This is a genomic window from Microbulbifer hainanensis, assembly GCF_014904735.1.
Lineage (GTDB): Bacteria > Pseudomonadota > Gammaproteobacteria > Pseudomonadales > Cellvibrionaceae > Microbulbifer > Microbulbifer hainanensis.
The window spans coordinates 16007-40832 of the sequence record NZ_JACZCR010000050.1 but is presented as its reverse complement, the minus strand read 5'-3'; the positions used below and the strand labels follow the sequence as shown (position 1 = coordinate 40832).

General features: G+C 58.1%; 20 protein-coding genes. 8 read left to right on the top strand and 12 right to left on the bottom strand.

All coding sequences use genetic code 11. The annotated features are described in order from the left end of the window. A complete protein-coding gene (locus IG168_RS18620; protein ID WP_193166117.1) occupies positions 1-1113 on the bottom strand; it encodes an NADH:flavin oxidoreductase in 1113 nt (370 codons plus the stop codon). A 129-nt stretch (positions 1114-1242) separates the two neighbouring features. Here IG168_RS18620 and IG168_RS18615 point away from each other — a divergent pair, with 129 nt between their 5' ends. Then, on the top strand, positions 1243-1704 hold the full coding sequence (locus tag IG168_RS18615; RefSeq protein ID WP_193166116.1) for a winged helix-turn-helix transcriptional regulator: 462 nt from the start codon (positions 1243-1245) through the stop codon (positions 1702-1704). Between the two features lie 77 nt (positions 1705-1781). Here the strand turns inward: IG168_RS18615 and IG168_RS18610 are convergent, their stop codons facing one another. After that, positions 1782-3002, bottom strand: a complete 1221-nt coding sequence (locus IG168_RS18610; RefSeq protein WP_193166115.1) for an MFS transporter — start codon at positions 3000-3002, stop codon at positions 1782-1784. A gap of 104 nt (positions 3003-3106) precedes the next feature. Here IG168_RS18610 and IG168_RS18605 point away from each other — a divergent pair, with 104 nt between their 5' ends. Further along, positions 3107-4003, top strand: coding sequence for a LysR substrate-binding domain-containing protein (locus IG168_RS18605; RefSeq protein WP_193166114.1), 897 nt, complete (start codon positions 3107-3109; stop codon positions 4001-4003). Here the strand turns inward: IG168_RS18605 and IG168_RS18600 are convergent. Then, the gene (locus IG168_RS18600; RefSeq protein ID WP_193166113.1) at positions 3993-4718 is read right to left on the bottom strand and encodes a pteridine reductase; all 726 of its coding nucleotides are present in this window, start codon (positions 4716-4718) and stop codon (positions 3993-3995) included. The two genes, IG168_RS18605 and IG168_RS18600, sit on opposite strands and share 11 nt — an antisense overlap. Continuing rightward, positions 4711-5946 (bottom strand): multifunctional CCA addition/repair protein, encoded by a 1236-nt coding sequence (locus IG168_RS18595; protein WP_193166112.1) that lies wholly within the window; start codon positions 5944-5946, stop codon positions 4711-4713. The genes IG168_RS18600 and IG168_RS18595 overlap by 8 nt, the downstream gene beginning before the upstream one ends. Before the next feature lie 475 nt (positions 5947-6421). Between IG168_RS18595 and IG168_RS18590 the strand changes: the two genes are divergently transcribed. Then, on the top strand, positions 6422-6988 hold the full coding sequence (locus IG168_RS18590; RefSeq protein ID WP_193166111.1) for a helix-turn-helix domain-containing protein: 567 nt from the start codon (positions 6422-6424) through the stop codon (positions 6986-6988). A gap of 24 nt (positions 6989-7012) precedes the next feature. Here IG168_RS18590 and IG168_RS18585 read toward each other — a convergent pair whose 3' ends face one another. The 3 genes from IG168_RS18585 to IG168_RS18575 form a co-directional block, all read right to left on the bottom strand. After that, the gene (locus tag IG168_RS18585; RefSeq protein WP_193166110.1) at positions 7013-8611 is read right to left on the bottom strand and encodes a SpoVR family protein; all 1599 of its coding nucleotides are present in this window, start codon (positions 8609-8611) and stop codon (positions 7013-7015) included. After that, positions 8611-9891, bottom strand: coding sequence for a YeaH/YhbH family protein (locus IG168_RS18580; protein WP_193166109.1), 1281 nt, complete (start codon positions 9889-9891; stop codon positions 8611-8613). The genes IG168_RS18585 and IG168_RS18580 overlap by 1 nt, the downstream gene beginning before the upstream one ends. Before the next feature lie 204 nt (positions 9892-10095). Further along, entirely contained in the window at positions 10096-12018 is a 1923-nt protein-coding gene (locus IG168_RS18575; RefSeq protein ID WP_193166108.1) for a PrkA family serine protein kinase, read from the bottom strand. A gap of 373 nt (positions 12019-12391) precedes the next feature. On the opposite strand from IG168_RS18575, the gene galE reads away from it, so the two are divergent. Next, positions 12392-13420 carry a UDP-glucose 4-epimerase GalE gene (gene galE, locus IG168_RS18570; RefSeq protein ID WP_193166107.1) on the top strand — a complete coding sequence of 343 codons (1029 nt, stop codon included), beginning with the start codon at positions 12392-12394 and terminating at the stop codon, positions 13418-13420. A 6-nt stretch (positions 13421-13426) separates the two neighbouring features. Here galE and IG168_RS18565 read toward each other — a convergent pair whose 3' ends face one another. Beyond that, entirely contained in the window at positions 13427-14539 is a 1113-nt protein-coding gene (locus tag IG168_RS18565; protein ID WP_193166106.1) for a CapA family protein, read from the bottom strand. Between the two features lie 142 nt (positions 14540-14681). On the opposite strand from IG168_RS18565, the gene IG168_RS18560 reads away from it, so the two are divergent. The 4 genes from IG168_RS18560 (at position 14682) to IG168_RS18545 (ending at position 20574) form a co-directional block, all read left to right on the top strand. Further along, entirely contained in the window at positions 14682-15929 is a 1248-nt protein-coding gene (locus tag IG168_RS18560; protein ID WP_193166105.1) for an HlyD family secretion protein, read from the top strand. Next, positions 15929-18052 carry a peptidase domain-containing ABC transporter gene (locus tag IG168_RS18555; RefSeq protein WP_193166104.1) on the top strand — a complete coding sequence of 708 codons (2124 nt, stop codon included), beginning with the start codon at positions 15929-15931 and terminating at the stop codon, positions 18050-18052. The genes IG168_RS18560 and IG168_RS18555 overlap by 1 nt, the downstream gene beginning before the upstream one ends. 318 nt (positions 18053-18370) lie before the next feature. Then, positions 18371-19612, top strand: a complete 1242-nt coding sequence (locus tag IG168_RS18550) for a hypothetical protein (RefSeq protein WP_193166103.1) — start codon at positions 18371-18373, stop codon at positions 19610-19612. A gap of 11 nt (positions 19613-19623) precedes the next feature. Further along, positions 19624-20574, top strand: a complete 951-nt coding sequence (locus IG168_RS18545; protein WP_193166102.1) for an ATP-grasp domain-containing protein — start codon at positions 19624-19626, stop codon at positions 20572-20574. A 100-nt stretch (positions 20575-20674) separates the two neighbouring features. Here the strand turns inward: IG168_RS18545 and IG168_RS18540 are convergent, their stop codons facing one another. The 4 genes from IG168_RS18540 to IG168_RS18525 all read right to left on the bottom strand — a co-directional run bounded on the left by IG168_RS18540 (position 20675) and on the right by IG168_RS18525 (position 24824). Next, complete coding sequence (locus IG168_RS18540) at positions 20675-21487, bottom strand: symmetrical bis(5'-nucleosyl)-tetraphosphatase (protein WP_193166101.1); 813 nt, start codon at positions 21485-21487, stop codon at positions 20675-20677. A 30-nt stretch (positions 21488-21517) separates the two neighbouring features. Continuing rightward, positions 21518-22318, bottom strand: coding sequence for a 16S rRNA (adenine(1518)-N(6)/adenine(1519)-N(6))-dimethyltransferase RsmA (rsmA, locus tag IG168_RS18535; protein WP_193166100.1), 801 nt, complete (start codon positions 22316-22318; stop codon positions 21518-21520). Positions 22319-22361: 43 nt separating this feature from the next. Beyond that, the gene (gene pdxA, locus IG168_RS18530) at positions 22362-23348 is read right to left on the bottom strand and encodes a 4-hydroxythreonine-4-phosphate dehydrogenase PdxA (RefSeq protein ID WP_193166099.1); all 987 of its coding nucleotides are present in this window, start codon (positions 23346-23348) and stop codon (positions 22362-22364) included. 132 nt (positions 23349-23480) lie between these two features. Further along, on the bottom strand, positions 23481-24824 hold the full coding sequence (locus IG168_RS18525; RefSeq protein ID WP_193166098.1) for a peptidylprolyl isomerase: 1344 nt from the start codon (positions 24822-24824) through the stop codon (positions 23481-23483). Positions 24825-24826: the final 2 nt, after the last annotated feature.

The following is a 24826-nucleotide window of genomic DNA, read 5'->3' as shown; positions in this document are numbered from 1 at the left end:
TCAGCTCAGGCTGGTCAGCGCTTCCTTGGTAAACGGCACGATTTCATTGTCGCGACCGTCGCGCATTTTCACTAGCCAGTTCGGATCCTGTAGCAGGGCGCGTCCAACGGCGATCAGGTCGAACTCGTTGTTGTCCATGCGGCGGGACAGCTCATCCAGTCCGGTCGGGTTGGCTGTGCCACCCATGCCCTGGTCGTTGCCACCGATAAAGTCATCGTCGAGGCCCACGCTGCCGACGGAAATGACCGGCTTGCCAGTCAGCTCCTTGGTCCACCCGGCCAGGTTGAGGTCGGAGTTTTCAAATTCCGGCACCCAGAAGCGTCTTGTGGACGCGTGGAAAATATCGACGCCGGCGTCGACCAGTGGCGCGAGGAAACGCTGCAGCTCTTCCGGGGTTTGTGCCAGCCTGGCCTTGTAGTCCTGCTGCTTCCACTGGGAGTAGCGCAGCACAATGGCGAAATCCTCGCCCACCGCATCGCGCACCGCCTCGACGATTTCCACCGCAAAGCGGCCGCGGTTCTCGATGGAGCCGCCGTATTCGTCGTCGCGCTGGTTGGTGCCTTCCCAGAAAAACTGGTCGATCAGGTAGCCGTGGGCACCGTGGATTTCGACACCGTCGAAGCCGGCTTCCTTGGCCGCTTTGGCCGAGTCGGCGAAGGCGCGTACGACGTCCTGGATATCGGCTTTGGTCATGGCGTGACCATTCGGTTTGCCCGGCTTGAACAGACCCGACGGGGAGTGTCCCGGTACGGATTTGTCCGGCCCGATACCTTCCTTGCGCACGGAGCCTACATGCCACAGCTGCGGGATGATCTGGCCACCGGCAGCGTGCACTTCGTCCACCACCTTCTTCCAGCCCGCCATGGCTTCGTTGCCGAATATGGCCGGCACATTCTCGTAGCCGTTGGCGGCCTGGTGCCCGACAAAGGTGCCCTCGGTAATGATCAGGCCGACTTCGCCCTCGGCGCGGCGGCGGTAGTAACCCGCCACCTGGTCATTGGCGACATAGCCGGGGGAAAAGGTGCGCGTCATCGGGGCCATGGCCACACGATTACGCAGTTTCAGGGATTTATGCTCGAACGGACGCAGCAGGCTGTCCAGGGAACCACTCATATCACTCTCCCGAATCTCTTCAGTAAACAGCACTTTCAGGTCAGCCGAATGACTGACCCGGTAAATGTGGTTGCGTTATGAAACTTGATTTGGTTTTTTAATGCAACCTCTTTCGCTTATACTGCTCCCATGACACGTAAACGATTTGATGATCTGGGCTGTTCCGTGGCCTGCGCGCTCAATGAGGTGGGTGACTGGTGGTCCCTTCTGGTGATCAAGCAGGCCATGCTGGGTACCCGGCGCTATGTGGATTTCCAGAACAGCCTGGGCATTGCCAAGAACATTCTCTGTGACCGCCTGTCCCGCCTGGTGGATAACGGCGTGATGACCCGCGTCAACGTCGGCGAGCACGGCACCCGTTATGAGTACCGCCTGACCGACAAGGGGCGCGACCTGTTCACGGTCGTCGTGGCCCTGCGCCAGTGGAGCGAGCGCTGGAACGGCAACAAGGATGAAATGCAGCTGGTGGAAGGTGCCACCGGCGAGGCGATCGCGCCGGTGGTTGTGCAGAACGCAGCGGGCGAGACGCTGACGATTCGGGATGTCCTGTTTGTGGATGAAAATGGCCAGCCGCTGGAGCAGGCTGGCTAAACCATTTCCGCTTTTCCCGCGGCCGGGCGGGTTCCCGCGCCGCTGCAATATTCTGCGGATTGCCTCCCCTGCCAGGTTCAGGCCGTGGCCGGCTGCAGTGCCTGCACCCGCGTTTCGCGAATCCGCCAGTGCAGTGCCACCGCCACCAGGCTGAGCGCCACGCCGCTCCACCAGACTGCGTCGTAGTTACCCGTGCGCTCATAGATCCAGCCCCCCAGCCAGACACCGGTAAAGCTGCCCAGCTGATGGCCGAGAAATACCACGCCGTAAAGGGTGGCCATATAGCGGGTGCCGAACATGGTGGCGACGAGGCCTGTGGTGGGCGGCACCGTCGCCAGCCACAGGAAGCCGGTCAGGCAGCTGAAGGTGAGTACCGAGGTGAGCGATAGCGGCAAGAGCAGCAGCCCGACCGTGACGACACCGCGGGCGATGTAAATAAACATCAGCAGTCGCTTCATCGAGACGCGCCCGGAGACATAGCCGGACACCATGGCCCCGACCACGTTGCACAGGCCGATCAGCGCGATGGACCAGGCGGCCACGTCTGGATCAAAGCCGTTGTCGGTGAGATAGCCCGGGAAATGCACGGTGATGAAAGCCAGGTGGAAGCCGCACACAAAAAAGCCGAGGGTCAGCATCCAGTAGGACGCGTGACTGCGGGCGCGGCCGATTACCGCGGCGAAAGGTTCGCTGTCCGCAGCGGCTGCACCCGGCGCGGGTTTCGCCTTCTTCGCCAGTGGCATCACCAGCAGGGTCATGCCCAGCGCCATCAGTGCCATCACATTCAGGGCGCCACTCCAGCCAAACCAGTGGATAAACTGCTGCGCGAGCGGTGCGATCAGGAACTGCCCGAGGGAGCCGGCTGCGGTGCCGACGCCCAGTACCCATTGGCGGTCGTCTTCGCTAACTGCCCTCGCCATCAGTGGCAGCACGATGCCGAAGCCGGTACCGGCGATGCCGGCGCCCACCAGAAGACCCGCGCCCATCTGCAGTGACCAGACCGAATCCACCCCTGAAGTCATCCACAGGCCGAGGGCATACAGCACGGCGCCGGCCACCAGCACGCGCGGATTGCCGAAGCGATCCGCCAGCCCGCCAGCGAGCACGGCGACCAGTCCCCAGGCCAGGTTCTGGATGGCCAGCGCCAGGCCAATCAGGTCGCGACCCCAGTGGTTGGCGTCGGAGATGGGGCCGACAAAGAGCCCGAAGCTGGCGCGAAATCCAAATGCCAGCATCAGCAGGCATGAACCAGCGGCGATGGTGATCCAGGCCGGTGCGGTCAGACGAGGGGGATACATCGGTGACTTCCTTTTGCATTGAGGGGGAATTTCTCTATTCTCTGTGGCCGGGAAAGTTCCTACAAACGACTTTTACTGACACTTTGCAATAGAAAAACTAAATCATGAGCCAGCCGCCCCTCAAAGCGCTGCACTATTTCTGCTGTGCCGCCGGTCACGCCAGTTTCAAGCGCGCGGCGGACGAGCTCGCGGTTACCCCGGGGGCGATCAGCCAGCAGATCAAAACACTGGAGGAGTGGTTGGGCCTGCACCTGTTTGTGCGCAACGCGCGCCAGGTGGAACTGACCGAGGCGGGCAGTACTTTCTACCGGCGTATCAATCCGCTGCTGTCGGAGCTGCTCGATGTCAGCCAGTCGATGCAGCGCATCAACCGTTCGCGCACGGTGCGTATCACGCTGCCGCCGAGCTTCGCCATGATCAGCTTCGGGCCACGACTGGCAGAATTCCGTCGCGATCATCCGGATATCGAACTGCAGGTACACGCGTCGTCGATGCTGTCGCCGCTGGACGGCAGTGACCACGATCTGGCGGTCCGCTTCCTGCCGGAGGCGGATCCGCGCCTGAACTGCACCTGCCTCGCGAATCTCGAAGTATTTGCCGCCTGTAGCCCGGCCTATCTGCAGCAGTACCCGGGGCTCCTTCGTGGAGATCTCGAGGGCTGCACCCTGATTCACGATCACCTGCACCAGGATTGGCGTCGGTTGATCGAGCGGGCCGGCCTGCATGGTGAGCCACGCGACCAACTGTCGTTTGACCAGGCCACCCTTTCGCACCAGGCGGCGCTGGGCGGCCTGGGAATCTGGCTGACGGATTTGGTGCTGAGCGGGCCGGCACTGAGAGCCGGTCAGCTGGTTGCGCTATTTGATGTCGCCATTCCGGCGCGCCGCCATCTCTATCTCGCCCACAGCCGCAGCGCCTCGCTCAGTTCCGCGGTTGTCGACGTCAGGCATTGGCTGTTGGAGAAGTTTGGTGGCGGGGAGCCGCCGGCGGTCAGATATTGAGGTTTCGCCCGCCGTCCACGGCGATGACCTGGCCGTTGATATAGGAGGGATCCGCCAGGAAGCGCACGGTGCGCGCGATATCGCTTTCGCTGCCGGTGCGCGCCAGCGGAATGCGGTTGAGAATCCTGGCGCGGGTGTCGCTGTCGACGTCTTCCTGTTCCGGCCACAATATCGCGCCGGGGGCTACCGCGTTCACCCGCACATTGGGTGCCAGTTCCAGAGCCAGGCTCTTGGTCAGCATCACCAGTCCCGCCTTGGCGGCGCAATAGAGGGTGTGCTGTGGCATGGGCCGTTCGGCGTGTATGTCCACCATATTGATGATACTGCCGTTGTCGCGGGCCAGGCTCGGCGCCAGCGCCTGGCTGAGGAAGAAGGGGGCTTTCAGGTTGCTGCCAAACAGTTCATCCCAGTCTTTCTCGTCGGCGCTGCCAATTGGTGTCGGGTAGAAAGCGGAGGCGTTGTTCACCAGCACTTCGATGCCGCCCCAATGGGCGGTTGCGCGCTGCGCCAGTTGTTCGCACTCGGCTGCCGACGACAAGTCGCTCTGCAGCGTGATGGCGGAGTCCGGTCGGAGCCGGTTCAGTTCATCGGCAAGTTGCTCGGCAGCAGTGGCGGAGCTGCGGTAGTGAATGATGACGCGGTGATCGCGGTGCAGTTCGCGGGCAATGGCGCGGCCGAGGCGGGCGGCGGCGCCGGTGATCAGGGCATTACGCATCGTCGTCGCTCTCGGGGTAATTTTTCTTCACTGCGGCAATGGCCTGAATGCGGGCGCGGTCGAGGGCCTTGCCCAGTTCGGCGCCCTCGTATCCCTGTGCAATCAGTTTGTCGGCGGTGACGGCGGCCGCCGCCGCGCGCACCGCACGCAGGTAACCGACCTGCGGATATTCCCGGTCTTCCAGGCCGGTGCGGCCGCGGGCGTCGGCTTCACAGGACTGCAGGAATTGTTCGAATCGCTCCGGACGCCGCAGTGCATCGAGGGCGCGCAGTACTTTCATCAGGGTCTGTGGGCGCAGCTCGAACGCCTTGTGGCTGTGCAGGTGGTATTCGCACACGCCGGTGGCGAGCGCGGTCAGCTGCTTGGGGGCGCGCCAGCGCCGGCAGACTTCGCGGACCAGCGGCAGGCCGGCGACCTCGTGGCCGCGATGGCTGGGCAGGATTTCTTCCGGTGTCACGCCCTTGCCCAAGTCGTGCAGCAGCGTTGCGAAGCGTACGGGCAAATCCGCCGGCGCGGCGCGCAGGGCCAGCAGCACGTGTTCGCCGGTATCGATTTCCGGGTGGTACTTGGCGGGTTGCGGCACGCCGAACAGGGCGTCGACTTCCGGCAGTAGAACCTTCAAGGCGCCGCACTGGCGCAGCACGCGGATGAAAATATCGGGGTCCGGTTCTGTCAGCGCGCGGCTGACTTCCTTCCACACGCGTTCCGCAACCAGGTGTTCCACCTCCCCGGCGTCCACCATCTGTTTCATCAGCGCCATCGTTTCGTCGGCGATGGAGAATCCGAGATGGTGGTAGCGGGCCGCAAAGCGGGCGACGCGCAGGATTCGCAGTGGATCTTCGGCAAATGCAGGTGATACGTGGCGCAGCAGCCTTGCATCCAGGTCGGCGCGGCCGCCGTAGGGGTCGATCAGCTCGCCGTTTTCATCCTCCGCCATGGCGTTGATGGTGAGGTCGCGGCGCAGCAGATCCTGCTCCAGGGTGACATCGGGGCTGGCGTGTACGGTAAAGCCGCCATAGCCGTGTCCGCTCTTGCGCTCGGTGCGCGCGAGTGCGTACTCCTCACTGGTCTGTGGGTGCAGGAAAACGGGAAAGTCCTTGCCGACCGGGCTGAAACCGAGCTGTTGCATCTGGGCTTCATTGGCGCCGACGACTACCCAGTCGCGCTCGTGCACGGGGCGTCCGAGGAGGTTGTCGCGGACAGCGCCGCCGACGAGGTAGGTCTTCACGGGGTCATCCCCGCACGATAGGGATGGGCTTGCCGGTTTGAGCGTAGCACTGCCATAAGTCCGTTAATTCCGGCGCCGCTCACTGGAGATCAGATGCGGTAGTGGGGAAGGTAAAACAGGCGTTTCGGCAAGATAAAAAAAAGGCCCCGAAAATACAAGGGGGCCCAGGGTCTTAGGGTATTCGCGTTGGGAATATCCATTCGCCATTCAATGTGACCATTCTATGTAACCTGACTTACCTGTCAACTATATCATTCGATGTTTTTTTGAGGAGGTTTGTTGCTTCTTCGTTAATACTTTGAAAAGGCCGGATTTCAGGCTGGTTTTGCTAGTTTGAACAGCATAATTGATAAGGGTACTTCGAAAAGACAGGATATATCCGTATAGGGCGGCGGTGTTCAGCCGCTCCGTGCGAGAAAACGGACTTCGAAAGTATCTGCCAGAGTAACCGCAGGATGTTTGGGGGAATAATAAGATGAACGAACTGCATGTGCTCACCACCGGGGAGGCTGCGAGATATTGTGGGGTCAATTTCCGCACAGTAATTCGCTGGATTGAGCGGGGACAACTCAAGGCTTACAAGCTCCCGGGGCGCGGTGATCACCGTATCTGCGTAGAGGATTTCGTCGGCTTTTTGCGCGACAACGCCATGCCGGTACCCAATGAGCTGGCCGCTGCCAGCCGCAAGGTGCTGATGTTGGCCAGCGATCCGGAACTGACTGCCGGTGGCCGCCAGGCCCTGCAGCAGGTGGGCTGTGAAGTCGATGTGGCCAGTGACAGCTTTATCGCCGGCACCCTGATCGCCGGCTGCAAGCCCGCGTTGCTGGTACTGGATGCGAACCTGGCTGGCGTCAATGGCTTCCAGATCCTGGATCACCTGCGCTCGCGCAGCGAGTACGCCAATGTCCGCATTCTGGTAGTGGCGCCGGCAGGCGAGCGCGATCAGCAGCGCTGGTTGGATGGCGGGGCTGACGCACTGGTGCTCCAGGCGGGCGACCGCACGGAGCTGTCAGCGAAGGCCAAATTGCTACTGGAAATGTAGGTTACTGCCGAATTGGCGGAAGGGTCAGATTGGCTTGGGTACCAGCATCGACTCTTCCTCGCCTTCGGCGCGGTCGCGCCCGACTTCCGGGCAGTGGAAGCTGGCGGTGATTTCGTCACCATTGAGGCTGTGGAGGTGCACGTCGAAACCCCATAGCCGGTGCAGGTGGCGCATGACCTCGTTGGTTTCCTTGCCCAGCGGGCGGCGGCGGTGCTGGGTGTGGTGCAGTGTCATTGAGCGGTCGCCGCGGGTATCCACCGAATACACCTGGATATTGGGTTCGCGATTGCCGAGATTGTATTGCCCGGCCAGGTTGGCGCGCAGTTGCCGATAGCCGTCCTCGTCGTGGATGGCACCGATGGTGATCTCATTTTCGCGGTCGTTGTCACTCACGCTGAAAAGCCGCAATTCGCGCATGACCTTGGGCGACAGGAACTGCAGAATAAAGCTCTCGTCCTTGAAGTCCCGCATTGCAAATTGCAGGGTTTCCTTCCAATTGCTGCCGGCGATGTCCGGAAACCACTGGCGGTCCTCGTCGGTGGGGTTTTCACAGATACGGCGCAGGTCGCTGAAAATACTGAAGCCCAGTGTGTAGGGGTTGATACCGCTGTAGTGGGGGCTGTCGTATGACGGCTGGTAAATCACATTGGTGTGGCTCTGCAGGAACTCCATCATGAAGCCTTCTGTCACCTTACCGCGCTTGTACAGTTCACTCAGCAGCGTGTAGTGCCAGAAGGTTGCCCAGCCCTCATTCATTACCTGGGTTTGGCGCTGTGGATAAAAGTACTGGGCCAGCTTGCGCACGATGCGCACCAGCTCCCGCTGCCAGTTTTCCAGTAGCGGCGCATTCTTCTCGATAAAATAAAGAATGTTTTCCTGCGGTTCCTCGGGAAAGCGCCTGACCGACTTTTCCGCTTCCCCTTCGCCGAGTTTGGGGATGGTGCGCCACAGATCGTTGAGCTGGCGCTGGCGGTATTCCTCCCGCTCCTGCTGGCGGCGTTCCTCTTCCACGGCGGAGATGGGGTAGGGCCGCTTGTAGCGGTCGACCCCGTAATTCATCAGCGCATGGCAGGAGTCCAGAATGGCTTCCACTTCGTCGAGGCCGTGGCGCTCTTCGCAGCGGGCGATGTAGTTCTTGGCAAAGATCAGGTAGTCGATGATGCTGCTGGCGTCGGTCCAGCTGCGGAACAGGTAATTGCCCTTGAAGAAGGAGTTGTGGCCATAACTGGCGTGGGCGATTACCAGCGCCTGCATCGTCATGGTGTTTTCTTCCATCAGGTAGGCGATGCAGGGATTCGAATTGATAACGATCTCGTAGGCCAGTCCCATCAGGCCGCGCTGGTAGTTGCTCTCCACGCTGATGAACTGCTTGCCGAAGGACCAGTGGTTATATCCGACCGGCATGCCTACTGACGAATAGGCATCCATCATCTGTTCGGAGCTGATGACCTCGATCTGGTTCGGGTAGGTGTCGAGCCCGAACTCTTCCGCCAGGGCACCGATTTCGCGATCGTATTCCTGGATCAGCTCAAAGGTCCACTCGGAGGTGGTGGAAATGGGGACGCGGGCCTCGCCGTCGGACGGCGTCGGGTCGCCCGGGCCTGTGGTGTAGGAATCGAGCATCAGGCGGCCACCTTCTGGCTGAACAATTGACGGAATACCGGATAGATATCCTGCACGTCGACGATCTGTTCCATGGCGAAGTGGTCGGGGAAGGCGGCGCGCACGCTCTCGTACTCCTCCCACAGTGCCTGGTGGTCGCGCGGGGTGATTTCCACGTAGGAGTAGTACTGCACGTGGGGCATGATGTCGTCGATCAGGATCTTGTGACAGGTGCTGGAGTCGTCGTTCCAGTTGTCTCCGTCGGACGCCTGGGCGCCGTAGATATTCCACTCGCTGGCCGGGTAGCGTTCGCGCATGATCCGGCGCATCAGTTTGAGCGCGCTGGACACGATGGTGCCACCGGTTTCGCGGGAATAGAAAAACTCTTCTTCGTCGACTTCCTTGGCGCTGGTGTGGTGGCGGATGAACACGACTTCCGTGTACTCATAGCTCCGCTGCAGGAACAGGTAGAGCAGCAGGAAGAAGCGCTTGGCCATATCCTTGGTGGCCTGGTTCATGGAACCGGAGACATCCATCAGACAGAACATCACCGCACGGGATCTCGGCCGCGGCTGGCGCAGCAGCAGGTTGTACTTCAGGTCGAAATCATCGAGGTAGGGCACCCGCGCAATCCGGTTGCGCACATCGGCGATGTTGTCGCGCAGGGCGTCGATCCTGCGCTGGTCGCGCAACGCGGGATCCTTGTTTTCCTCCTGCTCGAGTTCCGCCTCCATCGCGCGGATATTACGGCGCTTACTGCTGGTCAGGGCGATGCGGCGCGCGTTGGCGGCACGCATGGAGCGGATCACATTGAGGCGCCCGGGGGTGCCCTCGTTGCAGATGCCCGCACGCACCACCTGGAAGGACTCGTTGCCGGCCAGCCGGCGCTTGATCATGTTGGGGAGTTGCAGGCCCTCGAACATGAAGTCGAGAAACTCTTCCTGTGAAATCTGGAACACGAAATCGTCTGCGCCTTCACCACTGTCGCTGGCGCCGCTGCCGCCCCCGCCACTGCCGCCCTGTTGTCCCTGACGCGGGATGCGGTCGCCGGTGACGAACTCCCTGTTGCCGGGCAGTACGCGTTCGACGTGTCCGCCGGCACCGTGAGAGAAGATGGGTTCGCCGATATCGCGGGTGGGAATGCTGATGCGTTCCCCCTTGTCCATATCGGTGATGGAACGACTGTTCATCGCCTCGCCCACCGCCTTCTTGATGTGGGCCTTATAGCGCCGCAAAAAACGCTGCCGGTTGACCGTGCTCTTCTTCTTGCCGTTCAGTCGGCGGTCGATGATGTAGCTCATATTACTGCCTCTGACTCAAGCCGTGATGCGACGCGCCGACCCCTTCGAATCGACGTGAGTGAATCCGGGTGCCGGCGGGTTTTCCTATTGCACAGTGTCCTTGCCATGCTTTCGGTTCTCCTCGCCTGCGGACATCAATCAGTCCCGGATCCGTTACTTTTCCATCACATGCCGAGTCGTTATCCCTGCGAATCCATTCCCGTGTTACTGCGACTTGCGAACACGCAGGTACCACTCTGAAAGCAGGCGAACCTGCTTTTCGGTATAGCCGCGCTCCACCATGCGGGCGACGAAGTCGGCGTGTTTCTTCTTGTCGTCCGCGGATGCCTTGGTGTTGAAGGAAATGACTGGAAGCAGATCCTCTGTATTGGAGAACATCTTTTTCTCGATCACTGCGCGCAGTTTTTCATAGGAGCGCCAGTCGGGGTTTTTGCCCTGGTTGTTGGCACGGGCGCGCAGTACGAAATTGACGATCTCGTTGCGGAAGTCCTTCGGGTTGGAAATGCCTGCGGGCTTCTCGGTCTTCTCTAATTCCTCGTTAAGGGCGCCGCGATCGAGAATCTCTCCAGTTTCCGGATCCCGGTATTCCTGGTCCTGAATCCAGAAGTCGGCGTAGGTGACATAGCGGTCAAACAGATTCTGGCCGTATTCGGCGTAGGATTCCAGGTAGGCGGTCTGGATTTCCTTGCCGATGAATTCCACATAGCGGGGGGCCAGGTATTCCTTAATAAAGCCGAGATAGTTTTCCTGAATTTCCGGCGGGAACTGTTCCTGTTCTATCTGCTGCTCCAGCACGTAGAGCAGGTGCACCGGGTTGGCCGCCACCTCTGTGGCATCGAAGTTGAACACCTTGGAAAGGATCTTGAACGCGAAGCGGGTGGAAAGGCCGTTCATGCCCTCATCCACGCCGGCGTTGTCGCGGTATTCCTGGATGGTCTTCGCTTTCGGGTCCGTATCCTTCAGGTTCTCGCCATCGTAGATGCGCATTTTCGAAAAGAGGCTGGAATTATCCGGATTCTTTATCCGTGACAGTACTGAGAACTGCGCCAGCATGCGCAGCGTATCCGGCGCGCAGGGTGCCTTGGACAGCGAGCTGTTTTCCAGCAGCTTCTGGTAGATCTTGATCTCTTCCAGCACCCGTACACAGTAGGGCACCTTGACGATATAGATGCGGTCGAGGAAGGCCTCGTTGTTGCGGTTATTGCGGAAGGTCTGCCACTCGGACTCATTGGAGTGCGCCAGGATGGTGCCGTTGAACGGAATGGAGCCGAGGCCCTCGGTGCTGTTGTAGTTGCCCTCCTGAGTGGCAGTCAGCAACGGGTGCAGCACCTTGATCGGTGCCTTGAACATCTCCACGAATTCCATCAGGCCCTGGTTGGCCCGGCACAGGCTGCCGGAAAAACTGTAGGCGTCCGGGTCGTTCTGGGGGAAGTCCTCCAGCTTGCGGATATCGATCTTGCCCACCAGTGAGGAAATGTCCTGGTTGTTTTCGTCGCCCGGTTCGGTTTTGGAGATGGCAACCTGGTCCAGGATCGATGGGCGGACCTTGACCACGCGGAACTGGCTGATATCGCCCTTGAATTCATGCAGCCGTTTCATCGCCCAGGGCGACATGATGGTATTCACATAGCGCCGCGGAATGCCGTAATCCTCCTCAAGGATCTGGCCGTCTTCTGTCGGTGAGAACAGGCTCAAGGGCGATTCGAAAACTGGCGAACCCTTGATGGCATAGATCGGGATTTTTTCCATCAGTGCCTTGAGGCGCTCGGCCAGGGAGGACTTGCCGCCGCCGACCGGTCCCAGCAGATAGAGGATCTGTTTCTTCTCTTCCAGACCCTGGGCCGCGTGGCGGAAGAAGGAGACGATCTGCTCGATCGCTTCCTCCATGCCGTAGAACTCACTGAATGCCTTGTAACGCTTGATCACCTTGTTGGAAAAGATCCGCGACAGGCGCGGATCGCGGGAGGTGTCTATCAGTTCCGCTTCACCGATGGCCATCAGCATGCGCTCGGCCGGTGAGGCGTAGGCACTGCGGTCTTTCTTGCACAGCTCCAGGTACTCTTGGATGCTGAGCTCTTCTTCCTGGATCGATTCGTATCTCTCCAGGTAGTGATTGAATATCGTCATGATGTACAGCTCCCTGTAGCGTGTCGGACGCCTCCAGTGTCCCGGCCGTTGCGCTGGATAAATCACAATGAGCGGCGTCATTGTGTACTGCTAACCCGTCTGGCTGACGGCCTGGCTACGCGTCCGTTCGGTGGACTGCGCGGTGCTGAAGTGCGCCTGTGCGCGAAATACTATCTTTATTACCAGTGGCTTCGGGTACCCTCCCTGCCACGCGAAAACTGGAGTGAAATCCGCTCCCGCCTTTTCAGCATAGCTTTCCCCTAGGTTGCGGCGTCGATTGCGGCGCCAATATAGCGGTTGAATTGCGCGGCGGTTTTGCGCTCTACTAGGCCGCCTTACTTTGCACTGAAAAGAATCCGGAAAGGAATTTGCTATGGCGATCCTGGTGACCGGCGGCGCCGGTTATATCGGCAGTCACACCTGTGTTGAACTACTGGAGGCGGGTCTGGAGCCCGTCGTCGTCGACAATCTCGTCAACAGCAGCGAGGCCTCGCTGCACCGAGTGGAAGCCATCGCCGGGCGCCAGGTGCCCTTCCACCAGGTGGACGTCGCTGATGCGGAAAAGCTGCGGGAAATTTTTTCCCGTTATGACATCGAGGCGGTGATCCATTTTGCCGGTCTGAAGGCCGTGGGTGAGTCAGTAGCGCAGCCTTTGCGTTATTACCAGAACAATGTTGCCGGTACATTGACCCTCTGCCAGGTCATGGAAGAGTTCGGCGTGCGCCAATTGATCTTCAGTTCTTCCGCCACCGTATATGGCGATCCGGCCAGTGTGCCGATCCGCGAAGATTTCCCCACGGGTGCGACCAACCCCTATGGCGCCAGCAAACTGATGGTGGAAAATATCTTGCGTGATCTGTGCGCGGCGCCGGACAGCCGATGGAAGGTGAGCCTGCTGCGCTACTTCAATCCGATTGGCGCCCACGAAAGTGGCACCATTGGTGAAGACCCGCGCGGTATCCCGAATAACCTGCTGCCCTATGTAGCTCAGGTGGCCGTCGGACGCCTGCCGCAGTTACAGGTATTTGGCGATGACTATGAAACCGTGGATGGTACCGGTGTGCGGGATTACATCCACGTCGTGGATCTGGCGCGCGGCCATCTGGCGGCACTGGAAAAGTTGCGCCGGGATGGCACTGCGGACGGCTGCTACACCTATAACTTGGGGACCGGTCGCGGCAGTTCGGTACTGGAAATTGTGCGCGCATTCGAGCAGGCCAGCGGTCGTCCGGTGCCGTACAGCATAGTCCCGCGCCGTCCCGGCGATATCGCCGAGTGCTACGCCGACCCGGCGGAGGCCGAGCGCGAGTTGGGCTGGAAAGCCGAGTACGGCCTGGAGCGGATGGTGGCGGACACCTGGCGCTGGCAGTCGCAGAATCCGCAGGGCTATGCCGCAGATTAGGTGGCTCTACCAGTGCAATAGAAAGCTCTTTCCTTCTTCTGCAGGTTGCAGTGTCGTGCCCAGGTGCCGGCACTCGCGGCCCAGGGTATTCAGTAACCATTCCCGGTCGCTGTTCTTCACGCCCTGAAGGCGAAAGCGGCACATTTCAAACGGTATCATCTCCAGGCGTCGCAGCGCGCCGCTCTGCCGGTCGAGGTCGACACAGTACAGCAGTCGCAGTTGCGATCTGTACTCCTCGTGGCCGCTGATCCCCTCGTAATCGTTGATGAGATCCCCGCACCCGTACAGGATGGCCCGCTCGCGATACACCTCGGCGCCCTGGGGGTGGTGGGAGGAGTGGCCGAACACCAGATCCACACCTGCGTCGATCAGCCTGTGGGCGAAGCGGCGCCTGTCTCGCGGAATACGGTAGCCCCAGTTGCTGCCCCAGTGAATGGAAACCACCACCAGGTCGCCCCGATGTCGAAACTTCTCAATCTGATACACGAGGTCGGCAGCCGTTTGCGCAGACAGGTCATTGATGAAGTGTACGCCGGCCTTTTCGCCCGACGCCGCCCAGGATTCAGGGACACCGCTGCTGGGATGGCCGCAGGCGAATAACAGCAGGCGTCGATCGCCGAGAGGGAACACCGCCGGGGCGATGGCCGCGGACAGGTTTTCACCGGCACCGGCGGTACTTATCTCCGCTTGCTGCAGGCTGGACAGTGTTTCCGTCAGGCCGCCGTAGCCCCAGTCGAGTACATGATTGTTGGCGAGGCTGCAGATATCGATTTGCGCAGCGCTCAATATCGGGATATTGCCCGGGTGCATCCGGTAGTTGATACCCTTGCCGGGCCAGAAGTCATCGCAGCGGGTAACCGCTGTCTCGAGATTCACCAGTCTGCAGTCCGGCGCGCGCTCCGCAATAATCGCCAGTGCTTCGCCCCAAGGATAATCGAAAGGAACCGGCGTCGAAATCGGACCGTTGCGCGCCTCCGCCAGCGCCACATAGCCCAGCGCCGAGCGCATGTAGGACTCGTAAATCTGCGCATCGCCGGCGCCGGCGAGAATCTGGTCGATACCGCGGCCGGTCATGAGGTCGCCTGCCAGAGTAAGCCGGAGAAGCGATTCTTTACCCATAACCTTTTTAACTTAGATGCTGAAAACTGAGAGTTTTTTCATTTGCTGTTATAGCATGTAATTTCAGTTGCGTTGAATTAGCTGTCGTATGGTGTTATAAAAAAATCAATAAATAATAACTATCGAATCAAAGGGGTTGGCGGTGGCAGAACTGTTTCGCCGGCAAGCAGTAAAAAGACAAGAAGACCGCCTGCACGGCGAGATTCTCCTCCTGCCGCGTCTTTCCCACATGGTTATTATGGCTCTGTTAGCACTATGGGTGCTAGTCGTCATTATCTGGCTTGCCGGCAGCCGCTATGCGCGCAAGGAAACTGTGCAGGGGTGGCTGGAGCCGGCCTCGGGCGTAGTTCGGGTCTACGCCGAACGCTCTGGCATCATCAAACAGGTTTTGGTGCGGGATGGCGATCGAGTCGTCAAGGACCAGCCGCTGCTGGTCGTCAACGGCGATCATATTCTCGTTGACGGCAAACATCTCGAGTCCCTGTTATTGGCGGAGTATGAAAGCAAACACAAGCTGCTCACTGAGCAACTGGAGCGTGGCGAGAAAATCTATCGCCAACAGCAGCAAGATTTTGAACAGCGTATCGCCGCCAGCGAAGAAGACCTGGCACTGCTCGAAAAGCAGATAGAGACCCAGTCCCGCCGTTACGCCCTGGTAGCGGAACAGGCGGAGCGCTACCGCCAGCTTAAGCGGGATGGCCATATTTCCTCGGCGGAGCTGGACTCGGTGATTGCCCAGGAGCTGGAGCTGCAGGCCGAACGTCAAGGCCTGTCGCGCAGCCGGATCAATCTGCAAAACCAAATCCAGCAACTCGAAAGTCAGCGATCTCTGCTTCCCGAAGAGCACGCCAACAGCGCAGACCAGCTGCGCGCACGCCTCTCCGATCTCGCCCAACAAATCACCCAGTTGCACGGCCAGCGTGCCTATATCGTCAAGGCTTCTAGGGCGGGCGTGGTCAGCAATTTGCAAGCGCAGGAGGGTCAGCAGGCCCAGAGCGGCATCCCGGTGCTATCACTGGTGCCCGAAGACCAAGTGCTGACAGTCCAGCTACTGGTGCCAGTGAGATCCGCCGGCTTCCTCGACGCCGGCCAGCCCCTGAATATCCGCTACGACGCCTTTCCCTACCAGAAATTCGGTCTCTACCGCGGTGCCGTGGTGGAAGTGTCCGATACGGTTCTGCTGCCGGAAGAACTGCTGCACGCGCCTGTCGCAGCGCGCGAGCCGGTATTCAAGGTATCCGCCAAGCTGGTGCAGTCGTCGGTCAGGGCCTACGGTAAGAGGTTTTCCCTCAAGCCGGGCATGACGCTGTCTGCCGACGTACAGCTTGCCGAGCGCAGCTTGTTGCAGTGGCTGCTGGAACCCATCTACAGCCTGAAGGGGCGCCTGTAATGGAAGCTGCCGCACAGCAATCCGTTGCGCAAGAACGCCCCGAGCAGCTGCTGCATTTCTCCCCCGGTCGTCGTCTGCCACTGATACTGCAAACCGAGGCCGCCGAATGCGGCCTAGTATGTCTGGCGATGATTGCCGGCTACCACGGCTACGATACGGATCTCGCTGGCCTGCGGCGGCGCTTCAGTATTTCCAGCCACGGCACCAACCTCAAGACCCTGATGGATATGGCCGGGCGGTTGAATCTGGCCGGCCGCGCCCTGCGCCTGGAGTTGGAACATCTGGGTGAATTGCAACTTCCTTGCGTGCTGCACTGGGATATGAGCCATTTCGTGGTACTCAAGTCGGTTGAGCGCGCCAAAGTCATCATTCACGACCCCGCGGTGGGCGAGCGGGTGCTCACCCGGAAAGAGTTCGGGCAGCATTTTACCGGCGTCGCTCTGGAGCTCACGCCCACTGGCGAATTTCAGACAGGCGAAGACCGACAACGCCTCAAACTCAGCCACTTCTGGTCGCGCATCGGCGGGCTCAAGCGCAGTCTGTCTCAGGTGCTGCTACTGTCCCTGCTGCTGCAGCTGTTTGCCGTGGTCACACCTTTCTATGTGCAGACGGTGGTGGACGACGTCATCCTGCGCGGCGACGACAACCTGCTGCTGGTGCTAGCCATCGGCTTTGGCCTGCTGCTGTTGATCCAGACCGGTACCAATGCCCTGAGGGAGTGGGTGATACTGCATATTTCCAGCCGGCTCAACATGCAGATGGCCGCCAATCTCTTCCGCCACCTGATCCGCCTGCCCATGAGCTACTTCTCCACCCGGCACATGGGCGACGTGGTGTCGCGCTTCGGGTCGTTGCAAAAGGTGCGGGAACTGCTCACCACCGGGTTGGTGGCCGCGGTGGTGGACGGCATCATGGCGCTGATCACCCTGGCCGCCATGTTCTTCTACGACGTCAGGCTCACCCTGATAGTGCTACTGGTGGTCGTCCTCTATGCAGCCCTGCGCCTGTTACTCTATCGTCCGCTGCGGTTGCTGACCGAGGAAAAAATTATCGCCCAGGCGAAGCACGACTCTCACTTTATGGAATCGGTCCGCGCCATCCAGACTGTTAAACTGTTCCAGCGTGAAATTGATCGCCAGGGCCAGTGGCACAACCGCCTCGCGGACGCCGTCAACAAGGATATTCGCATAGCGCGCTGGAATATCGGCTACGAAACCATCGAACGCCTGCTGTTCGGGCTGGAAAACTTACTGGTTATTTACTTCGCCGCCACGGCGGTAATGGACAGTACCCTTACTGTCGGCATGCTCTACGCCTTTATCAGCTATAAGACCCGCTTCGTGGAATCCATGGATGCGCTGATCGCAAAGTGGATAGAGCTGAAAATGCTGGGCCTGCACCTAGACCGGCTGTCCGATATCGTCTTCACCAAAGCGGAGGAAATAGGTGGGCCCGACGGGTCGCCGCTGAATGCGGACAAGGCGCAGCCGCTACGGGGAAAAATCGAAGTGTGCAATCTCGGCTTCCGATACGGCGAGGCCGAAGCGCCGGCCTTCCGCAACCTGAACTTCACTATCGAAGCCGGCGAAACAGTGGCCATAGTTGGCCCCAGCGGCTGTGGCAAGACCACTCTGCTCAAATGCTTGATGGGCCTACTGGAACCTACCGAAGGGGAAATCCTGATCGATGGTCAGCCCATCCGGCAGATATCGCAATACCGCAGCCAAATAGCGGGTGTCATGCAGGACGACCAGCTGCTGGCCGGCACCATCGCCGACAATATCGCTTGCTTCGAGCCGCAATTGGATCTTCAGCGTATAGTGACCTGTGCCCGGATGGCCTGCATTCATGAGGAAATACTCAGAATGCCCATGCAATACAACACCTTGGTGGGCGATATGGGTACCAGTCTCAGCGGCGGACAAAAGCAAAGAATCGTGTTGGCGCGCGCTCTCTACCATGCGCCGCGCATACTATTCATGGACGAAGCGACCAGTCACTTGGACGTGGCGAATGAGTCTTTGGTCAGTGACCATATTAGTAGGCTCGCCATTACCCGGGTATTGGTGGCTCATCGACCAGAGACGGTCGAGTCTGCAAGGAGGCAGATTGAACTGGCCTGAGGGCTGTAAATCTTTATAAATAAGGAAAGAAAAATGGATAACCTTCTAATGTCTTCCGCGGAAAAGTCAATCTCAGAGCGAAAAGAAATGTTTGAGCTTGACGACACGCTTCTCGAGCAAGTTTCAGGCGGTATGCAGTGCGAAGAAACCATTGTTGTGACCCCGACTGGGGGGGGTGTTGTAAATGACGGGTAAGGCTATCTAAGATAGCACTATAGGTGCCCTGCATGTTATTGCGGGGCACCTTCTCTTCAAGTATCTATATCTCAAATATTTTTTCTTCCCATGCTAACTAAAATGGGTGCGGGATATTCCAGAATGATCAAAGTACATGAAAACCCAATTATAAGTTTAGTTTTTTCATTATTTTTTTTTCAGCCACTATATGCGAGTGCAAAAGGTGAATCTGCAGTGGCTAGGCATAAAGAATATCTTTCGGCCGGGAATTACTTAGCTGCTTACAATAGCGACGATGAAATAGAAAATAGTCAATTGCGCGCTCTTTTTGAATCTATCGATCTGTCATTCTTGAATCGTGAGCAGGATGCCCAGAGAGTGTTCGAGAAGCGAAAAATCGCTGAAGAAACTGAGAATAAAGACGAAATAGTCGATGTTGAGTCACTTGAAAGATCGGAAGCAATAGCCGAGATTGTTGCTGTTGCGAAAAATAGGAGAGTGGTAATGCTAAATGAGGCGCACCATATCTCTCGGCATAGGTTATTCGCAAAAGATCTTGCGTTGGCATTGAGAAGGGTAGGGTATAATTGCTTAGCTGTTGAGGCCCTATTTAAGCAAGGACTTGATGCTCTCAATAAATTCGGCTTTCCAACCGTTTCAGGTAATGGGTTTTATACGAATGATCCAGAGTTTGCATACTTTATACGGGCGGCTATGCGATCTGGTTATGCGCTTTCTGCGTACGAACCACTAAAATACAAAAGTCAGGCAGAAAGGGAAAGAAAGCAGGCGGAGAATATAAAGAAAATTCTAGATGATGATCCTAGTGCAAAAGTTTTTGTATATGCGGGTTTTGCTCATATACGGGAGACATTTGATAGTGATACACCGAAAATGGCAGCTTTGTTGAAGAATGAGGCGAATATTGATCCTTTGACCATAGATCAAGTTGGTGGAACTCCTCATCTGGACCGATCCCTTGATGATTCCAGTTATCACCAAGTAGAGTCTCTTATTGGTGATGCTCCCTCTATATTCAGAAATAAAAGCGGTGAATGGCTTGTGTCTGGTCGTTACGACGGTGCTGTTGACATGACAGTGTACCACCCAAGAGCGAAGTTTATTGGCGGTAGACCGGGGTGGTTGGTGAGAGATGAGGGAAGGGAAGCTGTATTGGTAAGAAAGCCTGACAAAGAACTGCATGAATGGGTGAATATCAAAGCGGTTGTTGCTAATGAAGAAAATTCTGTCCCTATTGATCAATATTTAATCGCGCCTCACAAAGCCGTGGCAACCCTCTATCTTCCCGAAGGAGAATATCAGTTAATAGCAGAGTTTCAGAATGGCCAGCAGCGCTTTATGAGGCAGATTGAGATTAGATAGAGGTTGTTAGCATGATACTGATTCTTGGCCGTGCTGAGTTTTCTCATGTTCGCAGAGTAGTTTCGCACCTAGATAAAAAAAAGCAAAGTTATACCGTTGTGGACCTTTCAGGAAGTCAGCCGTTTACGATGTCAGGCAGCTCATCGGATGGTCATTTCCAATACGGAGGCCAGGATCTTAGTAGGAGTAAAATTGCTTGGCGTGCGGATAAAGTAGTATTCCCGTATTTTGGACAGACACAGGAGTGGTGCGAAGAGTACATTACAGGGCGCAACCTTAAAAGTGTCTATGGCAATTTGCGGTTAATTGTTCCGTGCGAAATTGTCAATTCTCCTGCGGCGACCCAGCTGTGTTCAAGTAAGCTTTATCAAATGAAGAATATTTCTGATGCAAGAGTAATGCTACCAGAGTATTTATTGTCTAATAGCATTGATGAAATCAGAAGTTGGGTTGGTGATGAGCCGGCGATAGTTAAATCACTTGGAGATCCCCATTTTCCATCATTTGATGGTGGATTAGGTCAAAAGCTTATAATGACTTCTGTTTTGGATGTAGATTATATTGAAAGAAATCCTGGAAAGATTGAAAGCTTCCCGATTTATGTGCAAAAACGTATTCCCAAAAAATATGAGTATAGGTGTGTGGTTATTGGTGATAGGGTGTTTACCTTGCGGATTGATCCGAGTCAGCATGAGATAATGAAAGTTGATTACCGGGCTGGGATTAATATCATTAAATACTTGCCGTGCAGTCTGCCGTATGACATCAACGATTGTTTGGTCGGGATAACAAAAAGCTTTGGCCTCTTTTCAGGATGTATAGACCTTATTGAGACTCCGAGTGGGGAGATCTACTTTCTAGAAATTAATGGAGAGGGGATTTGGGGAAGGCATGACGATATAATGGAGGGCGCGATTTCCGGTGCGGTCGCCGACTATTTGGCGAATGCGAATGGCCTTTAATATTCTGTAAACTCGAAATGTTAGTGAGTGGTAAATTGGATTGTTTAGTTTTTTTGCCAATACTGCCCAAATACCTTAGTGCGATAGGCTGTTTTTATGTCTACAGCTCACAATCCGCACAGAAAAACTCTTCATCACTCAGCCGCATCGCCGTCAGGTATCCCCCCCACACACAACCGGTATCCAACGCGTAGACATTTTTTGTATCGGCGCGGCCTTCCAGTGCGGCCCAGTGGCCGAAAATGATCTTGTCGTTTTTTGTCTTGCGATCGGGAAAGCTAAACCACGGCTGGTATTCCCCGTGGGCAGCCTGGGGCCCCCGTTTGGTGACCAGGTCGAGCGTGCCGTCTGCCCGGCAGAATCGCATGCGGGTAAAGTAGTTGGTGATGGAGCGCAGGCGCTCGACGCCGAGCAGATGTTCGCTCCAGCAGTGCGGTTCATTGCCGTACATGCCGTAGAAAAAGGCTTTGGCCATGGCGTCTTCAGCCAGTGCCTGATGAACTTCGCGGGAAAGTTCCAGCGCTTTGGTGATACTCCAGATCGGCGGTATGCCCGCATGCACCATCGTGAATCCTTTCTTGTGGACGACTAACGGCTGCCCCTGTAGCCAGCCGAGGAGCTTGTCGGCATCCTTGGCGCGCAGCACTGCAGCCAGGTCGTGCTCCTTTTCAGTCAGGCGCTTGGCACCGTGGGCGAGGGCGAGCAGGTGCAGGTCGTGGTTGCCGAGTACCGCGGTAACCTGGTGGCGGTGCTCGTACAGGAAGCGCAGGGTGGCCAGGCTGTCGTGACCGCGATGCACCATATCGCCAGCGAGCCAGAGCTTGTCGCGATCAGGCCGGAAATGGATTTTCTTAAGCAATCGCTGCAGCGGTTCAAAACAGCCTTGAATGTCGCCGATGGCGTAAGTGGCCAAAACGTGAATTCCCGAGAGTTGGTTTTCTTTTTACTTTGCGTCGAGCTCTGCACAGTAGTTTGCCAGTTTGACAAACTCTTCCACACTGAGGGTTTCGGGGCGGCGCCCGGCGTCCACCGGCAATGCGTCGACATCCAATTCAGGGTAAAGGGGTTTCAGCGCATTGCGAAGGGTCTTGCGGCGCTGCTGGAAAGCGACATTGACGATGCGCTCGAGTAGACGCTCGTCCTGTGCGGGGTAGGGCGGCTCGGCATAGGGCGCCAGGCGCACGATGGCCGACTCCACTTTCGGGGCCGGGCGGAAGGACTGCGGCGGCACTGGGAACAGGCCCTGTACCCGGCAGTGGTATTGCACCATGACACTGAGGCGCCCGAAAGACTTGCTCCCGGGTGTGGCACTCAGGCGATCCACGACTTCCTTCTGCAGCATAAAGTGCATGTCCTGAACCTTGCCGGGAAAGCTCAGCAGGTGGAACAGCAGCGGTGTGGAAATGTTGTAGGGCAGATTGCCGACTATGCGCAGTGGCCGCTCGCCGGCAAACTCACCAAAGTCGAACTTGAGTGCGTCTTTTTCGATGATCGTGAATTGCGGGTAGTCGCGAAATTTGAATTCCAGCAGTGGTATCAGGTCCCGGTCCAGCTCAACGGCGGTCAGCGACGGGCAGCGTTGCAGCAGTAGCTGGGTAATCGCACCCTGCCCTGGGCCAATTTCCACCAGGTGGTCGTCTTCCTTGGGACTGATGGCGCGCACGATGCGCTCGATAATATTTTCATCGACCAGAAAATTCTGGCCGAAGCGCTTGCGCGCCTTGTGTTGGAAAAAATTGTCCATGAATTCGGCTTCGTCGGGGTTGGCCGGGGTCGCTGCCCGGATACTAAAGTGCGCGCAGCTCGGCGAGCTGTATGGCCTGGGATATTGCTGCCTGCAAGCTGCCGCAGTCGGCAATGCCGTTGCCGGCGATATTCAGTGCCGTGCCGTGATCCACTGATGTGCGGATAAAGGGCAGCCCGAGGGTTATGTTAACGGCATGGCCAAATCCCTTGAATTTTAACACTGGCAGGCCCTGATCGTGATACATGGCGAGCACGGCGTCGCAACGCGCCAGTTGTGGCGGCGTAAACAGGGTGTCGGCGGGCAGTGGGCCGAGAAGTTGTATACCCAGTGCACGCAGCTTATCCAGTGAGGGTTCGATAATATCGATTTCCTCACGACCCAGGTGGCCACCCTCGCCCGCATGGGGATTGAGGCCGCAGACGCCAATGCGCGGATTCTCGATACGAAACTGATCGCGCAGGCTGCGATGCAGAATGGTGATGACCTGTTCCAGCCGCTCCGGGGTGATGGCGGCGCTGACATCTTTGAGCGGCAGGTGCGTCGTCACCAGGGCGACGCGCAGTTCTTCCGCGGCCAGCATCATCACCACTCGCTCGACACCGGCGCGCTCGGCAAAGAACTCCGTGTGACCACTGAACGGAATGCCGGCATCGTTGATGATGCCCTTGTGCACAGGCCCGGTCACTAGAGCATCGAACTGTCGTCGCAGGCAGCCATCGGCTGCACGGCGCAGGGTGTCGAGGACATAGGGAGCGTTGGCGCTGTTTAACTGGCCGGCTCGGGCGTGTTCGGCCAGGGTCACCGGCTGGATGTAGAGCGCGCCCGGCGGCGTGCCGACGGCGGGAACCGCCACATCGAAAGGCAGCAGTTCTAAGGGAAGGTGCAGGCTCTCCGCAGTCTGCATCAGCAGCTGGGGATCGGCCACGGCGACAATCTGTGCGCGGCTGCCCGATTTGGCGAGCCTGACCGCTAACTCTGGACCTATGCCTGCGGGTTCACCGGGGGTGAAAGCGATTCTGGGAATCATGGTTGTGCCGGTTAGATGGATAAAAAAACGGGCGCATTGCGCCCGGTTCTGTCCGGGCAACGTTTCGTGCCCGACCCTGTGGTTGCTGCGCCAGTCCGCATTCCGCGAAACCAGCGCCGGTAACTGTCAATTTTAGTTCTTCTCAGATTTCGCCGCGTCCTCGGTCTCGTCGCGGAGTTCGGGCAGTTTGATATCCACGTAGGCCTCGTCGCGAATCTCGCGGCGCCAGTTTTGCAGCTCTTCTTCATAGCGGCGGTTGCGCAACAGGTTGGCTGCCTGATTGCGGATGTACTGCTCCGTCATATCCTGCTTGCGGCGCCCTTCAACCTGAAGGATGTGCCAGCCAAACTGGCTGCGGAACGGCATGCTGATCTGGTCCACCGGAGTGTTGTTCATCTCCTGGGTGAATTCCGGCACGAACTGTCCGGGCATGGACCAGCCCAGTTCGCCACCTTTCAGCATGGTGCCGATATCCTCGGAGTTCTCCCGGGCGACTTTGGCGAAATCGGCGCCATCGAGGATTTCCTGGCGCAGTTTGATCAGCTTGTTGTAAGCGTCGTCGTCACTGACGATGGCGGAAGTCTTGATCAGGATATGGCGAACCTTGGTCTGCTCCACTACCTGCTCGGTAGAGCCGCGCTCATCGTGGATTTTCAGGATGTGGAAGCCCGCGTCGCTGCGGAAAGGATTGGTGACGTCGCCCACCTTGAGGCCTTCGAGAGCATCGGAAAACAGTGTCGGCAACTCCACGGTCTTGCGCCAGCCCAGGTCGCCGCCGGACAGCGCGTTCTGACCGGCAGAGTTGGCAATGGCGAGGCGGCGGAAATCCGCGCCCCCGCGAATCTGCTTGACGAGCTGTTCGGCCTTTTCGCGGGCCTTGGTTACGTCGGCGGTAGGGGCGCTGGAGCTGACCGGAATCAGGATGTGGCCGAGCTCGTACTGGGGCGATTTCCAGAATTCGCCTTCCTTGGAGTGCAGGAAGTCGTCGATATCCTGGTCGGTAATCTGGATGCGGCGGTTGACGCTGCCCTGTTCCACGCGGCGAAGCAGCATTTCCTGGCGGATCTGCTGGCGGAAAGCCTTCATGCTGATGCCATCCGCTGCCAGGCGTTTGCGGAACTCTTCCGGGCTGGCGCCGGCGTTCTGCTGTACCCGGGCGATGGCCTGGTCCAGTTCTGCATCGGAAATGGTCACGCCGGCGCGGGCGGCCATCTGCAGCTGCAGGCGCTCGATGATCAGCTGTTCCAGTACCTGGCGGCGCAGGACCTCGATCGGCGGTGCCTGTACCTTCTGCGCCTTAATGTTGGCCATGATGGTGTTCAGGCGCTGCTGCAGTTCGCTGGCCATGACCACATCGTCATCCACGACGGCGACTACTTGGTCGAGCTTTTGTACCTGGGCGCTGGCGATATTTGCGCCGAGGACCAGGAATGCGATCAGCACCAACAGGCTCTGTTTAAAGGTCAAGTTACTCATTA

Bases quoted from the DNA above. Each gene is read 5' to 3' on its own strand.
- IG168_RS18620 (WP_193166117.1), bottom strand. From the start codon at position 1,113: ATGAGTGGTTCCCTGGACAGCCTGCTGCGTCCGTTCGAGCATAAATCC.
- IG168_RS18615 (WP_193166116.1), top strand. From the start codon at position 1,243: ATGACACGTAAACGATTTGATGATCTGGGCTGTTCCGTGGCCTGCGCG.
- IG168_RS18610 (WP_193166115.1), bottom strand. From the start codon at position 3,002: ATGTATCCCCCTCGTCTGACCGCACCGGCCTGGATCACCATCGCCGCT.
- IG168_RS18605 (WP_193166114.1), top strand. From the start codon at position 3,107: ATGAGCCAGCCGCCCCTCAAAGCGCTGCACTATTTCTGCTGTGCCGCC.
- IG168_RS18600 (WP_193166113.1), bottom strand. From the start codon at position 4,718: ATGCGTAATGCCCTGATCACCGGCGCCGCCGCCCGCCTCGGCCGCGCC.
- IG168_RS18590 (WP_193166111.1), top strand. From the start codon at position 6,422: ATGAACGAACTGCATGTGCTCACCACCGGGGAGGCTGCGAGATATTGT.
- IG168_RS18585 (WP_193166110.1), bottom strand. From the start codon at position 8,611: ATGCTCGATTCCTACACCACAGGCCCGGGCGACCCGACGCCGTCCGAC.
- IG168_RS18580 (WP_193166109.1), bottom strand. From the start codon at position 9,891: ATGAGCTACATCATCGACCGCCGACTGAACGGCAAGAAGAAGAGCACG.
- IG168_RS18575 (WP_193166108.1), bottom strand. From the start codon at position 12,018: ATGACGATATTCAATCACTACCTGGAGAGATACGAATCGATCCAGGAA.
- galE (WP_193166107.1), top strand. From the start codon at position 12,392: ATGGCGATCCTGGTGACCGGCGGCGCCGGTTATATCGGCAGTCACACC.
- IG168_RS18565 (WP_193166106.1), bottom strand. From the start codon at position 14,539: ATGGGTAAAGAATCGCTTCTCCGGCTTACTCTGGCAGGCGACCTCATG.
- IG168_RS18555 (WP_193166104.1), top strand. From the start codon at position 15,929: ATGGAAGCTGCCGCACAGCAATCCGTTGCGCAAGAACGCCCCGAGCAG.
- IG168_RS18550 (WP_193166103.1), top strand. From the start codon at position 18,371: ATGATCAAAGTACATGAAAACCCAATTATAAGTTTAGTTTTTTCATTA.
- IG168_RS18545 (WP_193166102.1), top strand. From the start codon at position 19,624: ATGATACTGATTCTTGGCCGTGCTGAGTTTTCTCATGTTCGCAGAGTA.
- rsmA (WP_193166100.1), bottom strand. From the start codon at position 22,318: ATGGACAATTTTTTCCAACACAAGGCGCGCAAGCGCTTCGGCCAGAAT.
- pdxA (WP_193166099.1), bottom strand. From the start codon at position 23,348: ATGATTCCCAGAATCGCTTTCACCCCCGGTGAACCCGCAGGCATAGGT.
- IG168_RS18525 (WP_193166098.1), bottom strand. From the start codon at position 24,824: ATGAGTAACTTGACCTTTAAACAGAGCCTGTTGGTGCTGATCGCATTC.